Annotated in this window: 12 protein-coding genes; 6 read left to right on the top strand and 6 right to left on the bottom strand. The window is 67.2% G+C overall.

What is annotated here, in order from left to right; translation table 11 throughout:
- Positions 1 to 65: 65 nt before the first annotated feature.
- From C4K88_RS17490 to C4K88_RS16300, 5 genes are all read left to right on the top strand, one after another.
- Positions 66 to 236 (top strand): hypothetical protein, encoded by a 171-nt coding sequence (locus C4K88_RS17490; protein ID WP_167399077.1) that lies wholly within the window; start codon positions 66 to 68, stop codon positions 234 to 236.
- Positions 233 to 1,789, top strand: a complete 1,557-nt coding sequence (locus C4K88_RS16285) for a purine-cytosine permease family protein (protein ID WP_104122708.1) — start codon at positions 233 to 235, stop codon at positions 1,787 to 1,789. The genes C4K88_RS17490 and C4K88_RS16285 overlap by 4 nt, the downstream gene beginning before the upstream one ends.
- The gene (locus C4K88_RS16290) at positions 1,786 to 2,883 is read left to right on the top strand and encodes an alcohol dehydrogenase catalytic domain-containing protein (protein WP_104122709.1); all 1,098 of its coding nucleotides are present in this window, start codon (positions 1,786 to 1,788) and stop codon (positions 2,881 to 2,883) included. Before C4K88_RS16285 ends, C4K88_RS16290 begins: the two co-directional genes overlap by 4 nt.
- Before the next feature lie 199 nt (positions 2,884 to 3,082).
- Entirely contained in the window at positions 3,083 to 3,706 is a 624-nt protein-coding gene (locus C4K88_RS16295; RefSeq protein WP_104122710.1) for a TetR/AcrR family transcriptional regulator C-terminal domain-containing protein, read from the top strand.
- A 267-nt stretch (positions 3,707 to 3,973) separates the two neighbouring features.
- On the top strand, positions 3,974 to 4,894 hold the full coding sequence (locus C4K88_RS16300; RefSeq protein ID WP_104122711.1) for an AEC family transporter: 921 nt from the start codon (positions 3,974 to 3,976) through the stop codon (positions 4,892 to 4,894).
- An 80-nt stretch (positions 4,895 to 4,974) separates the two neighbouring features.
- Here the strand turns inward: C4K88_RS16300 and C4K88_RS16305 are convergent, their stop codons facing one another.
- Positions 4,975 to 6,525: an alpha/beta fold hydrolase gene (locus C4K88_RS16305; protein ID WP_104122712.1), complete on the bottom strand. Its 1,551-nt coding sequence runs from the start codon at positions 6,523 to 6,525 to the stop codon at positions 4,975 to 4,977.
- 282 nt (positions 6,526 to 6,807) lie between these two features.
- On the opposite strand from C4K88_RS16305, the gene C4K88_RS16310 reads away from it, so the two are divergent.
- Positions 6,808 to 7,182, top strand: coding sequence for a hypothetical protein (locus C4K88_RS16310; RefSeq protein ID WP_206604383.1), 375 nt, complete (start codon positions 6,808 to 6,810; stop codon positions 7,180 to 7,182).
- Positions 7,183 to 7,313: 131 nt separating this feature from the next.
- Here the strand turns inward: C4K88_RS16310 and C4K88_RS16315 are convergent, their stop codons facing one another.
- The 5 genes from C4K88_RS16315 to C4K88_RS16335 form a co-directional block, all read right to left on the bottom strand.
- Positions 7,314 to 8,516, bottom strand: a complete 1,203-nt coding sequence (locus C4K88_RS16315) for a serine hydrolase domain-containing protein (protein WP_104122713.1) — start codon at positions 8,514 to 8,516, stop codon at positions 7,314 to 7,316.
- Positions 8,513 to 9,499: a glycoside hydrolase family protein gene (locus C4K88_RS16320; RefSeq protein WP_104122714.1), complete on the bottom strand. Its 987-nt coding sequence runs from the start codon at positions 9,497 to 9,499 to the stop codon at positions 8,513 to 8,515. The genes C4K88_RS16315 and C4K88_RS16320 overlap by 4 nt, the downstream gene beginning before the upstream one ends.
- Positions 9,500 to 9,540: 41 nt before the next feature.
- Positions 9,541 to 10,365: a carbohydrate ABC transporter permease gene (locus C4K88_RS16325; RefSeq protein WP_104122715.1), complete on the bottom strand. Its 825-nt coding sequence runs from the start codon at positions 10,363 to 10,365 to the stop codon at positions 9,541 to 9,543.
- Complete coding sequence (locus tag C4K88_RS16330; RefSeq protein ID WP_104122783.1) at positions 10,365 to 11,201, bottom strand: carbohydrate ABC transporter permease; 837 nt, start codon at positions 11,199 to 11,201, stop codon at positions 10,365 to 10,367. Before C4K88_RS16330 ends, C4K88_RS16325 begins: the two co-directional genes overlap by 1 nt.
- 149 nt (positions 11,202 to 11,350) lie before the next feature.
- Positions 11,351 to 12,718, bottom strand: a complete 1,368-nt coding sequence (locus tag C4K88_RS16335) for an ABC transporter substrate-binding protein (RefSeq protein WP_104122784.1) — start codon at positions 12,716 to 12,718, stop codon at positions 11,351 to 11,353.
- Positions 12,719 to 12,850: the final 132 nt, after the last annotated feature.

The following is a 12,850-nucleotide window of genomic DNA, read 5'->3' on the forward strand; positions in this document are numbered from 1 at the left end:
GCCCTCATGATAGGCACAACGATGTACCCAAACCGAATGACATTCGATTACTGGAGAGACGCACCATGGTTCCCACCGACGCAACGGCGAGCGATCTGCACCGACGCCTCACGGAGATCTCCGCCTCCGAGCACGACGACGCCTCGCGCGCCGCACTCTCGGGACGGCACCTCGGCCTGTACACCCTCGTGACCCTCGGGATCACGCTCCTCGGGTTCCTGGTGCTGGCCCTGTGAGCAGGGACAGGCAGGAGACGGTCCGTAAGCTCCCGGGCCGCGCCGATCGAGCGCAGGGCGCCGCCGGCGCGCAGGGCGCACACGCCACGCACGACGGCGGTACCGGCGGCTCGCTCGGCTCGCTGCCCCTCCTGCGCAGCGAGCGCATCTGGAACAGCGCCGACTTCACCGGCGTCAACATCAGCCTCGCCATCGCCACGTGGGCGTTCCTCGTCGGCGGTTCGACGGCGCTGCTCGTCGGCTTCCAGCAGGGCATCGCCGCGATGATCATCGGCAACGCGATCGGCCTCGGCTTCATGATCCTGGCCAGCGTCGTCGCCAGCCAGCGCTACGGCGTGGAGCAGTACACGATCCTCCGGCCGGTCTTCGGACTCGTGGGCGTCGGGTTCCTCGTCTTCACCGTCATCCTCATCACCGAGATGGGCTGGTCCTCGCTGCTGGCCATCATGGTGGGCCGAGCCGTCACCCAGGTCTCCAACTCCACGTTCGGCACCGACTTCGGGCCCGAGAGCCTCATGGTCACGCTCTTCGCCCTCGGGGCGATCGCCGTCTCCTGGTGGATCCTCTCCCGCGGACCCGTGACCATCGGCCGGTTCAACAAGTTCATCGCGCCGGGCCTGATCGTGGTGACCGTCTTCCTCATGGTCTTCCTCGTCCTCAACACCTCCTGGGACACCCTGCTCACCGCCGCGCCGCTGGCCCCGTTCGAGGACGAGCGCCTCAACTTCGCCCTCGCCGTCGAGTTCAACGTGGGCGTCGGCGTCTCCTGGTACCCGGTCATGGGTTCCCTCGCCCGGCTGACCAAGACGCCGAAGGCCGCCCTCTGGCCGTCCTACGGCGGACTGCTCGGCGCCACCCTGATCGCGCAGGTCGTCGGCATGGCCGCAGCCCTCACCCTCGGCGACTCCGATCCCACCGTCTGGATGCTGCCCTTCGGCGGGCCGGTGCTCGGCGCGTTCATCCTCCTGTTCATCGCCTTCGCGAACATCACCAGTACCTCCTCGATCGTCTACTCCACGGTGCTCGCCATCCGGCAGGCCAGCGGCTCCCTGCTCTCCGGGGTCCGGTGGGCGTGGCTGTGCGCGGCGTTCTTCGTGCTGCCGGCCGTCCTCGCGTTCTTCCCCGGCTTCATGTATCAGCGCTTCATGGCCTTCGTGACGCTCAGCGGCGCGTTCCTGGCACCCATGTGCGGGGCGATCATCGCCGACTACTTCCTGCTGCGCCGCCAGCGCGTCGACCTGGAGCATCTCTACCGCCACCGGCAGGAGAGCGCCTACCACTTCCACGGTGGAGTCAACTGGGCCGGCATGGCCGCCGTCGCCGTCGGAGCCGCCTTCTACCTGGTGATCTACAACCCGGTCACGCTCACCACGCTGCCCGTCTTCGGCTACATCACGGCGTCCTTCCCCGCCGCGATCGTCGGCGGCATCGTCTACTTCGTCCTCGCGAAGGTCCTCTACGTCCGCCGCGGCCTCGGCGGCTACGCGGCGGACGTGAACGCGGACGCCGGTCTCGCGACCGCCCCCGAGCAGACGATCGAGGGCCGCGCATGAGCCGCTCCTCCCGCGCCGCCGTCCACCGCCATGGCTCGCAGGACCTCGACGTGACCGTCGTCGACGTCGCCGACCCCGCCCCGGGCACCGTCCTCGTCCGCATGGGAGCGTCGGGGGTGTGCGGATCGGACCGCCACGTACTCGACGGCGACTGGACCCTGCCCTCGCCCACGGTCATGGGCCACGAGGGTGCCGGGACCGTGGAGGCGATCGGCGACGGCGTCACCGACGTCGCCGTGGGCGACCACGTGATCCTCTCCTGGTTCTACCCCTGCCGGCGCTGCACCGCGTGCCTGTCGGGGAAGTCCTACGTGTGCACGGGCAGCCGGTCCGAGGAATGCCTCCTGCCCGACGGCAGCAGCCCGCTCACCCTCGACGGCGAGCGCGTGTTCCCGTACCTGACCGTCGGGTCCATGAGCGAGTACGCCGTCGTCCCCGAGGCCGGCGCCATCCGCATCCCCGACGAGGTCCCGTTCGACGTCGCCAGCCTCATCGGCTGCTCCGTCGCTACCGGCTTCGGGGCCGTGGTCAACGACGCCGGCGTCGAGGCCGGGACGTCCGCCGTCGTCGTCGGGACCGGCGGCGTGGGGCTCTCCATCATTCTGGCGCTGCGGCTCGTCGGCGCGAACCCGATCATCGCCGTCGACCTCAGCGAGGACAAGCTCGCGGCCGCGCGGGAGTTCGGCGCCACCCACACGCTCGTGCCCTCGGACGGGCTCGCGGAGGAGATCGCCGCGATCACGCAGGGAGGCGCCGCCTACGCGTTCGAGGCGATCGGGCGGGTCCAGACCATCGAGTCCCTCCCCTCGCTGCTCGCGCCCGGGGGCAAGGCCGTCATCGTGGGCCTGCCGCCGGAGGACAGCCCGGTGTCCATCGACGCGCTCGCGCTCGCGGAGAGCGGGAAGTCCCTCATCGGCTCCAACTACGGCTCCACCGTGCCAGGGCGGGACTTCCCGCGCCTGGCCGCGCTGTACCTCGCGGGGCGGCTGCCCGTGGACCGGCTCATCTCGCACCGCATCGGGCTGGACGACGTCAACGAGGCCTTCGACGCCATGCGCCGGGGCGAGCGGGCCCGTAGCGTGATCGTGTTCTGACGAGGGCGGCCGCAACGGCTGGTGCGGCGACGACGACGGCGCGCGGCTCGTCAGGACACGACGAGGGCTCGCGAGGGCGACGACGGAGACGCGCGACCGATGACGGAGGGGGGCGCTCGGCGGCGCTCGTCAATCGCCCGGACGGGGAACGGTACTGTGCGGCTTAGGTGTGCGGCTCGACCGCACTGTCAGGGGGACCATGGGACGGCCACGTACGGCGATTCTGTCGCCGGAGAAGATCTATCGGGCAGCACTGGAGCTCGTCGACGAGGTCGGCGACTTCACCCTGCCCGGACTGGCGAGGAAGCTGTCGGTCAGCCCGTCCTCCATCTACCACCACGTGCAGGGGCGGCCGGAGATCATCAACGGCATCCGGTCCGTCATCGGCTCCGACGCCCTGGCCTCGGGCGACTTCTTCACCGCGGGCCCCGACTGGCGGGACCGGGCCGCGGCATGGGCACGCAGCTACCGCCGTGCCCTCGGCCAGCATGCGAAGGCCATCCCGCTGCTCGTGGGGGAGGCCGTGACGGACAAGGCCACGCTCGACATCTACGAACACCTCGCCGCGGTGTTCGTGGAGCAGGGCTTCGCGGCGAATGACGTCGTGGTGGCAGTGACCGTCCTCGACAGCTTCATGCTGGGATCCGCGCTCGATATGGCGTCCCCGGAACTGTCCTGGCTCGCCGACCCGGAGGCCCAGCCCGCGCTGCATGGGGCGTTCGCGGGGGCTTCGTTGGAGGGGAAACGCTCGGAACTCGGTTTCGAGGCGGGCGTGGATGCCATCATCGCGTACCTCGAGACACTGCTGCCGGTGCGCTCCTGACCCGCGCAGCGGTACCGCGGTGGCCTCCCGGTCACGTCCGGATGCCGCAGAGAGCTGGAAGGAACTCCCGAGGTGCAGCGCAGGCATGATCCCGGGCGTTCGTTTCCCGATTATTCTTGACTGGTTTGCTCATCGCGTGGAGGGACAGCCTCCGCACGATGTCGTCCTGGCACGCAACCATGCGCAGAACGCCGAACCCCCGAAGTGTCCGGAGCAGTGTCCCGTCGTGGCGTGACGGACCCGCGTGCGCTGACAGGTGGAGGAAGAATGCTGGGAGTGCTGGGCGGGTTCGCCGTCGTCGGCGCCGTGATCATGGTCGGCTATGTCGCCGGGCGCCTCGTGATCGGCGGACCGCAGGCCGGCTTCGCGCTGAACCAGGTCGCTTTCTTCGTGACCAACCCGGCCCTGCTGTTCATCGTGCTGGCCGACGCTGATCTGCGGTCCGTGTTCTCGGAGTACGTGCCGATCGCGATCATCTCGTCCCTCGTCATCGCCGCCCTCTACGTGGTGCTGAGCCGGCTCCTGTTCCGCCGGCCCGCTGCCGAGACGGCGGTCGGCGCCATGGCGAGCTCCTACGTGAACGCCAACAACATCGGTATCCCCATCACCGTTTACGCGCTGGGCGATGCTGCGCTGATCGCCCCCGTCCTGCTCGTCCAGCTTCTTCTCCTGGCCCCGCTTTACCTGACGGTCCTCGACCTCACCTCCAGCCGAAAACCCTCCGTGCGTGCCCTCCTGACGCAGCCGTTCCGCAATCCCATGATCATCGCGTCGCTGCTGGGCGTCGTCGTGGCCGCGACCGGTTTCCGTCCGCCGCCGCCGGTCTGGGACTCGCTCGAGCTGATCGGAGGCGCCGCCGTCCCCATGGTGCTCCTCTCCTTCGGCATGTCCCTCCCGGGCAGCCGCCCCCTGAAAGCCGGGCCGGACCGCCTGCAAGTCCTCATTGCGACGGCGCTCAAGACTGCCCTCATGCCGATCGCCGCCTACCTGACGGCACATCATCTCTTCGGGCTCGACGGCGAGGAGTTGCTCGGTGCCGTCGTCGTGTCTGCCCTGCCCACCGCGCAGAACGTCTTCATGTTCGCCAGCCGCTACGGACGGGGGATCCCCCTGGCGCGCGACACCGTCCTGCTGTCCTCGGTCCTGGCGATCCCCGCCCTGATCGTCGTCGCCGCCCTCCTCGCCTGAGCATGCCGGCTCGCGCCTTCGAGCCGGAGCGAGACACTCATCCGGGCCGTGTAGGACCTTCTCGCCTCCGGGGCGGCTGATCAGGACGGCGGCGTACCGACGAGCACTGTATCCCGCAGATAGGCGACAAACTCGTCGGGCTGCTCGAACAACGGGCGGTGGCCCGAGGTCGAAAGCTCGGTGGTCTCCTTGACCGGGGCCTCGAGCAGCTCGAACCATTCCGCGAACGGTTCGGCGCGGCCGCGGGCCTCATGGGCGCCCTGCACGAAGTAGACCGGGACGTCGAGGGTGGTGACGTCGGTGCGGAAATCGGTGTCCTGGAGCTGGGGGTAGATGACGGAGAAGGTGTCCATGAACGATCCGAGCAGGTGGATCTGGTCCGTGAGGGTGTACTCGGGGACGAGGAAGTTCTCCGAGAACCCGCCCTCGCCCTCGGAGTTGCCGGTGTGATCGTAGGGGTACACCTGATGCTCGTAGGCCAGCGCGGTCTCGTAGTCGAGCATGTCCTCGTAGGGCGGCGGGCCGATCCGTTCCAGCTCCTCAACTAGGGCTGCATCGCCGGACTGCTCGGCCCAGAGGAGCGTGTCCTCGTAGAAGATGGTGTCCGTCTCCAGCGGACTGACCATCTGGCCGGTTCCGATGTAGGCGTGGTAGAGCTCCGGCTCCTGCTGGACCGCGAGGACGCCGTAGACGGTCCCGCCCGACTGCCCCATCAGGTAGATCTTCTCCTCGTCGAAGCGCTCCCGCAGGGTGTTCGTGACGCTGATCGCGTCCTCGACGGAACTCTCGAGGGTGAGGGTGGACGCCGGGTCCAGCTCCGGGTAGGACGTCCCGGTGCCCCGCTGGTCCAGGGTCGCGACAACGAAGTACTCCTCCAGCTTCTGCAGATGGTTGCGCATGGCGCCCAGTTCGGAGCCGCCCGGTCCGCCGGCGAGGAACAGCAGGACGGGGTTCTCGACGTCGGCGCCGCGCAGCATGAGGCCGAGGTCCTTGCCTCCGCTCTCCACTGTGGTGAGTTCGGCGATGCTGTTGGGTGCAGGCTCTCCGTCGGCGGCCTCGATGGGCGCGGTGCCGGCCGGTCGGGCGAGAACTACCGCGAGTGCGATGAGCGCCACCGCCGTGAGGGCCGCAACGGCGCGGCGGACGACGACGCCGGCACTCGCGCGATGGGCCTCACCAGGGATGCGCGTGAGTCGTCGCGCTGCTCCGGCGCCGAGTGCCGCACCCAGGATCATCGCGGGCAGGGCGACAAGGGCATGGAAACCACGCCCGACGATGAACGCGAAGATGCCGTAGGGGCTGGTGGCGATTTCGTCGACGGTGGGTCCGTCGGTGCCGATACGCGTGAGTTCGAAGACGATGATGACCACCACGGGCGCGGCCAGCATGGCCCACCGCGACCGGAGGAGAAATCCGACGGCGGCGCCGACCAGCAGGCAGAGGAGCATCGTGCCGAGCGACTCGGCGGTGGTGAGGGGGCCGCGGGGAGTCCACCAGCCCAGCAGGAGGCCACAGCCGACGGCGACGGCCAGCGCCACGGCAGCGCCCACCCGGCGGTCGGCCCAGAGGGGCTCCATCAGCGTGCGTGCGCGCGAAGAGGCGGTGGGCTTTGCGTCGACCTGGGTAGCCATGGTGTGTCAGTTGCCCTTCCGGACGTCGCGTGCCGGGATTCCCTCCAGCATTCCGGGGCGGGTGGGGCCCTGATAGGGCCGAAGGTCCACGGGGTGGCGCACGTCGGCAGGCTTCCATCCGGGGACCAATGGCACTGTGCCTCGCGGGTCCGGACACAACAATGGGGAGGGCACGAGTCCGCCGCCCGCGGTGCGGCCCATCCGGAAGCCGAGGCAAGCATGCTGAAGATGACGAAGCGCCAGCCACTATCCGCTCCAGATCATCCCGCCGAGGGAAAGCGAGTGGGTCTTGCCCGGAAGATCGTGGGCGGGTTCTTCGTGTTCACGGGCGGGGTGCACCTCGGGATCGTCATGGCCGATCCGCAGTTGTATGCGAACTTCGCCCAGGAGTCGTTCATCCCGCTCGTCGAGAGGGCCTGGAATCAGATCTTTATGGCTGCTCCGGCACGGTGGGGTCTCGTGGTCTCGCTGGGCGAGGCCACCTTGGGAGTCCTGCTGCTGCGGGGCGGCGAGTGGGCGAAGGCCGGCTGGATCGGCGTGATCGCCTTCCATCTGGGGCTCATGCTGTTCGGCTGGGGGTTCTGGCTGTGGAGCGTCCCGGCGCTCGTCTTCCTGGTCTGGGCTGCGCGGGCGGACTGGCCGTCATTGGGGGAGTGAGGCCCTGCCGATGGCGTAAGTCTGGCGCCCGCATCGACGGCCCATGTGCGACGCCGGGTCATGGGCTCAGGCCGGCCTACCAACCCCTACCACCGGCAGGCAGCCCGACGCGGTTCAGTCGCTTGTTGCTTCTATCCGCCGGGTCGCGATGCTTGTCGGGTCACGATGTCCCGAAGGGCATCGATGATCCTCGTCGCTCGCTGGTCTTCTCCGGCTTCCATCCAGTTGGTGATGAAAGCCATGCTCAGGCCCAGGTTGGGTTCGGCGAAGGCGACCTGACCCCCGGCACCGTCATGCCCAAATCCTCGCTCCGTCACGTAGCGGCGCGCTTCGGAGTCGAGTTGGAAGCCTGCTCCCCACCTGGGCCAGGGTCCTGGGACGGCAAAGACTGGTGCCCCTTCGCTTCGTGCCTGAGTCGCCCGTCGGAGGACGGCAGGGTCGAGGCGCTGCGTCTCAACGCTGTCGACCACCGCCGAGGACCAGGCAGCCGAAAGCCCTCGTGCTGTCGCAAGCGCGCCTGCACCAGCGAACTGACCGGCTCTCACGTCAGAGCGGTTGAAGCCTTCATCGGGGCTCACTAGTTCCTGCGGGAACGCATCACCGAGCGTCATCGCTTGTGCCGCCCAGTCCGGCTCATCCCCGCGGGTCGCTTCGCGCTGCGCCTGCACGAGCGAGATGAGACTTGGCCCGGCCTCGAGATGAGCGACATCTGCCTGGAGGTGCTCGGGCAGCCCCAGGTGGATGTCGGCTCCGAGTGGGTCTGCCAGTGAATGAGCGAGGTACTCTCCGGGCATGAAACCTGTGACCCGGCGGATGATCTCTCCGGTGATCCAGCCGTGGGTCAATGCGTGGTAGACATAGCCGCTACCCGGTTCCCACAGCGGATCCTGCGTCGCGAGCAGAGTCGTCATGGTCGGCCAGTCCAGGGCCTCTTCAAGATTCACGGACCGCCGGGGTGCGGATACGCCCGCACGGTGGGCCAATGCGTCTCCGACTGTGATGTTCCCTTTGCCCCGGGCGGCGAATTCGGACCAGATGTCCTTCAGCGGGGTGTCGTAGTCGAGCCGGCCCGCTTCGACGAGGCGTGCCACGAGGATCGACATGATGCCCTTGGTGCAGGAGAAAATCACGGAGGAGGTATCACGGCTCCACGGTGCTGCGGTCCGGGTGTCGGCGACCCCGCCCCAGAGGTCCACGACGAGTTCCCCCTGATAGTGCACTGCAAGAGCCGCGCCCATCCGGGGTCGTCCGTGGAAGGCATCACTGAACGCCTCTCGTAGGGCGCTGAAGCGTGTGTCGGTCGAGCCTTCCAGGGCAACGGGGGCGGTGGTCATCGGCTGGCTCCAACGGTGGTGGGGGTATGGGAGAGTGCGAGAGTTCCATCCGGTGACCAGTGCAGGGACAGCGGGTCCGAGATGCCGCTGACAAAGGTGCCGTCGTGGTGTGCATTCTCGAATGCGAGCAGTACCCACTGCCCGGTCCGATTCTGAATTGCCCGCCCGGCATAGAGGTTCTCGTCGGTCAGTTTGGTCGCTGAGGTCAGATCGATCGGCCGGTCGAGGGTGTCGGAATCAAGAGCGACCGCCCAGATGCCGCCTCCCATGCCGGACTGTTCTCTGTGGCCTGCCAGGTGCTTCGTGTCGCAGGAGAACAAGAGGGCTGGTCTGTGGTCGATCGTCACGAGCTGGAGGACTTCGAGGTGCGCGAACCCTGCCTGTGGCGCGCTGAGCGGTGGCTGCACGGACCATCGCTCGAGATCAGGTGATGTCGCGTGGCCGATGACGCCTCGATCGCGGCTGGTGCCGGCAGCTGCCCGGGCGGTGATGAGCATGTGCCAGAGCCCCTGACTGTCCCTGTGGATCCAGGGGTCCCGCCATGCTTCCTCATGCCAGGTGCCGTCGCTGAGGGTCTCGTACCAGCGGGGGTTCGCGGATACTTCGAGCGGGAACTTCGTCCACGTCGTCAGGTCGTAGGAGACGGCACGCCCCACGGTCTCGACATTCGTCACCTCGTAGGGTGAAAGGAAGCGGGAGCCGGTGTAGAACATGCTCCACAGGCCGGTGTCGGCGCGCACAACACTTCCGGTCCAGGTCGCAGTGCCGTCGAAGTCGTCGGGCGCGCCGGGGCGGAGCACTTCCCCGTGGTCCTCCCAGTGGTGAAGGTCGGTGGAAGTGGCGTGGCCGATGCGTGCGTTCCGGTGTCGGAGCTCCGGGTCTCCCAGCGACTTCGGGGCGTGGAGGTAGAACAAGTGGTGGGTGTCGCCGTCGTCGGCGTGCCAGAAATCCCAGACCCAGTGGTCTGTCAGGGCGAAGCTCATGGTGGTTGTTCCCTCGGGTCGTGACAGGAGGATGGGCTGGGTCAGCCCTTGACGGCGCCCTGCAGGAGGGCGCGGACGAACTGGCGTTGGAAGATGAGGAAGACCACGATGGCGGGCGTGATGATGAGCAGCGCTCCTGCGTTCAGGAGCGGGATGCTCAGGGAGTACTGGCCCTGGAAGAACGTGAGTGCGCCGGCCACGGTCCTGTCGAGGGGGTCCGCGATCAGGACGACGGGAAGAAGGAACTGGTTCCACGTCCACAGGAACAGCAGGATCGCCAGGGCCGACAGCGCAGGGACAGCCAGGGGTAACTGGATCCTCCGGAACTCCTGGGCGATGGAAGCACCGTCGACCCGGGCTGCTTCGGAGAGCTCTCGCGGCACGTTGATGAAGTGGGCTCGCATCCAGAAGACGCTGAACGGCATGAACAGTCCGAGCAGGGGAAAGATCACTGCCCATGGGGTGTTGAGGGTGCCCATCGCCTGCGCCTGGTAGTAGAGCGGGATGATGAGGGCTTCGAACGGGATGGTGAGCCCCGCGACGAAGAAGATCAGGATCGCCCGTCCACCTTTAGGCGCCAGGGCTCCTAGCGCATACCCGGCAAGGGTGGCGATGAGCAGGGACGCCGGTACAACCCCGAGCACGATGAACGCGCTGGATTGCATCAGCCGCCAGACGTTCCCGACTTCGAAGGCGGTGATGAAGTTGCCCCACTGTGGGTCTGTCGGCCAGACGATGCCGGTCGGGTTGCGGTCGGCCGGTTGCAGTGCCGCCGACAGCATGCTGATCAGCGGAAGGAGCGTGAGGATCAGCGCCACGGCGAGCAGGACTCGACCCAGGAGGAGCTCGGTGCGGCTGGTGCGCATCAGTCGTTCACTTTCGAGAGTCTTTGGATGGGTAGGACCACTAGGAGGACGAGAACCATCAGCACCATGCCGAAGGCCGACGCCAGGCCGACGTCGCTCTGGGTGAACCCGATGCGGAAGATCGAGATACCAGGGACGAGCGTTGCTCGGCCGGGGCCGCCCTGGGTGGAGGTGTAGATGATGTCGAAGCTGCTGAGGGCGGCGATGATGGTGAGGGTCGCGAGGACGGCGATCTCCTGCCGCAGCCCCGGCAGCGTGACCGTGAAGAACTCGCGCCACCACCCGGCTCCGTCCAGGCGGACGGCTTCATAGAGGGACCCGTCGATCTTGCCGATGCCGGTCAGCAGGAGCACGGTGCACAGACCGGTCAGCACCCAGGATCCGATGAGCCCGACCGCCGGCAGGGCCGTCCCGTAGTCCGCCAACCATGAGCGGGTGATCCCTTCCAGTCCGACGGCCCGAAGGAACTGGTTGACGGTTCCGGTGTCGGCGTACATCCACGCCCACGCGATGCCTGCTGCGGCCAATGGCACGATCTGCGGAAGGAAGAGGATGGTCTGCGCGATGGAGGACACGGGTCCTTGACGCATGGACCGGATCAGGCTTGCAAGGATCAGGCCGACGGTGATCGGGATGATCGTGAAGAAGATGATCAGGGTGAACGCGTTGAGGATCGATGCGAGGAGGACCGGGTCGGTGAGGACGCGCGTGTAGTTCTCGAGCCCCACGAAGGTGGATGCCCCGACGCCGTTCCAGTCGTAGAACGAGTACTGCAGGCCCATGAGCATCGGCGCGATGACGAAGCCGATGTAGACGGCGAGGGCTGGAAGGAGCATGACCCACGCGGTTCGGGAGCCGGCTCGGCGAACGGGTCTCCGTCGGAGGGGCTGGGCAACGGCCACGACCGGTCCTGTCGGCGTCGAACCGGTGGCGACTGGCTGCTGCGGCTCGGCGCTGTGCAGGGGGCCGGTCGTGGCCTTGTTCATCAGCTACCCACTTCGTTCTCGTAGAACTCCTGCACGCGACTGACGAAGTCGTCGCCGGTGATCTTGCTGGTGACCAGGAGCTGCGACTCGGGGATGATCGCTCCCGCGTAGATACCGGCGGTGGTGTTGGACATGAAGTCGACCTGTCCGTTCTCCTCCCCGATCTGGGCTGCCATGTCCAGGGCATCCGCGATGAGGGACCCCTCCTCGACGGTGGGCTGCTCCAGCGACGGGTCACCACCCGGGGAGGCACCGGTGACATCGGTGATGATCTGGCGTGCTGCCGGATCGGAGTGGATCCAGTCCAGGAAGTAGGTGGTCGTGTCCAGTTCATCCGATCCGGCAGCCACCGAGAAGGAGTTCGCGGCGCCCATTGCCACGTGGTCGCCACCTTCCTCGGCCGGGGGTACGAGGAAGAATTCGACGTCGTCGCCCAGCGCCTTCTGGTAGTTGGCGGCCTCCCAGTTGCCGTTGAATGCGAACAGCCCCTCGCCCTCGGAGAAACGGGTGACGAACGTGAAGTAGTCGACCGCGTTGATGTCGGACGGGAAGTATCCCGCGTCAGCCCAGGAACGGATCAGTTCTGCACCCTTGATGTTGCCTTCGGTGGCATAGGTGCTGCCCTCCTCGTTGAACATCCATGACAGGAACTCCTCCTTGTCTGCGTACTGATTCATCGCTGCCTGGACGACGAAGTTCACGACTCCGTCCTTGTCCCCGGCGACGATCGGCAGCACTCCGCCCGCCTTGGCGGTGGCGAGATCGTCCTCGAGCTCGGCCATTGTCTGCGGCGGGCCGTCGATGCCGAGCTTCTCGGCGATGGCCGTATTCATGTAGATGCCCGTGATGCTGTAGCCCAGGCCGACCTGGTACAGCGGACCCGATCCGCGGGTACCTTCCTCGTTCATCCTGAGTGGAGCCAGCTGCGACTCGGGCCAAGCGTCCCATCCGTAGGCCTCGGCGTAGGGGTCGAGGTTCGCGAGCAGCCCGTCGCGCGCGGTATCGCCGATGGTGGGCAGGCGGATGAGATCGGGCGGGTTCTCGCCCGCCAGCAGCTTGGGCGCGTTGGCCGTGAGGTTCTGGAACGTATCCCGGGTGATCTCGAACGTCACATTCGGGTGTTGCTTGGTGAACTCCTTCGCCAACTCGTCCGTCACAGGAAAACCTGTCTCATCGGCGATCGTCAGGGTGACCTCTTCCGAGGTGAGTTCGGTGTTCACGTCCACTGATGCTTGGTCGGCAGATTCCTGCGCACCGGGCCCGCTGCTGCCCGGAGCGCAGCCCGCCAGGGCGAAGCCTGCGGCTGTGATGACAGCCAGGGCGATGCTGGACCGGCGGCGCGAACCGGGCCGTGGTGTTGAGCTCATTGTGACTCCCTTGTCGATCGTGCTTGCGAAGATCTGATGCAACTTGCCTCTGCTAAATCCTTTCAGCACTACACTGATGCCATCGGCGATCCTGCGCAAGTAGGTGCCGCAATTATTTTCAGCGCATAGCAT

Origin of the sequence: Arthrobacter pityocampae (assembly GCF_002927275.1) — a bacterium.
GTDB classification, from domain to species: Bacteria; Actinomycetota; Actinomycetes; order Actinomycetales; family Micrococcaceae; genus Arthrobacter_D; species Arthrobacter_D pityocampae.

Excerpts from the sequence above, each read along its gene's own strand:
- C4K88_RS17490 (WP_167399077.1), top strand. The coding sequence starts at position 66 with ATGGTTCCCACCGACGCAACGGCGAGCGATCTGCACCGACGCCTCACG.
- C4K88_RS16290 (WP_104122709.1), top strand. The coding sequence starts at position 1,786 with ATGAGCCGCTCCTCCCGCGCCGCCGTCCACCGCCATGGCTCGCAGGAC.
- C4K88_RS16295 (WP_104122710.1), top strand. The coding sequence starts at position 3,083 with ATGGGACGGCCACGTACGGCGATTCTGTCGCCGGAGAAGATCTATCGG.
- C4K88_RS16300 (WP_104122711.1), top strand. The coding sequence starts at position 3,974 with ATGCTGGGAGTGCTGGGCGGGTTCGCCGTCGTCGGCGCCGTGATCATG.
- C4K88_RS16305 (WP_104122712.1), bottom strand. The coding sequence starts at position 6,525 with ATGGCTACCCAGGTCGACGCAAAGCCCACCGCCTCTTCGCGCGCACGC.
- C4K88_RS16315 (WP_104122713.1), bottom strand. The coding sequence starts at position 8,516 with ATGACCACCGCCCCCGTTGCCCTGGAAGGCTCGACCGACACACGCTTC.
- C4K88_RS16320 (WP_104122714.1), bottom strand. The coding sequence starts at position 9,499 with ATGAGCTTCGCCCTGACAGACCACTGGGTCTGGGATTTCTGGCACGCC.
- C4K88_RS16325 (WP_104122715.1), bottom strand. The coding sequence starts at position 10,365 with ATGCGCACCAGCCGCACCGAGCTCCTCCTGGGTCGAGTCCTGCTCGCC.
- C4K88_RS16330 (WP_104122783.1), bottom strand. The coding sequence starts at position 11,201 with ATGCTCCTTCCAGCCCTCGCCGTCTACATCGGCTTCGTCATCGCGCCG.
- C4K88_RS16335 (WP_104122784.1), bottom strand. The coding sequence starts at position 12,718 with ATGAGCTCAACACCACGGCCCGGTTCGCGCCGCCGGTCCAGCATCGCC.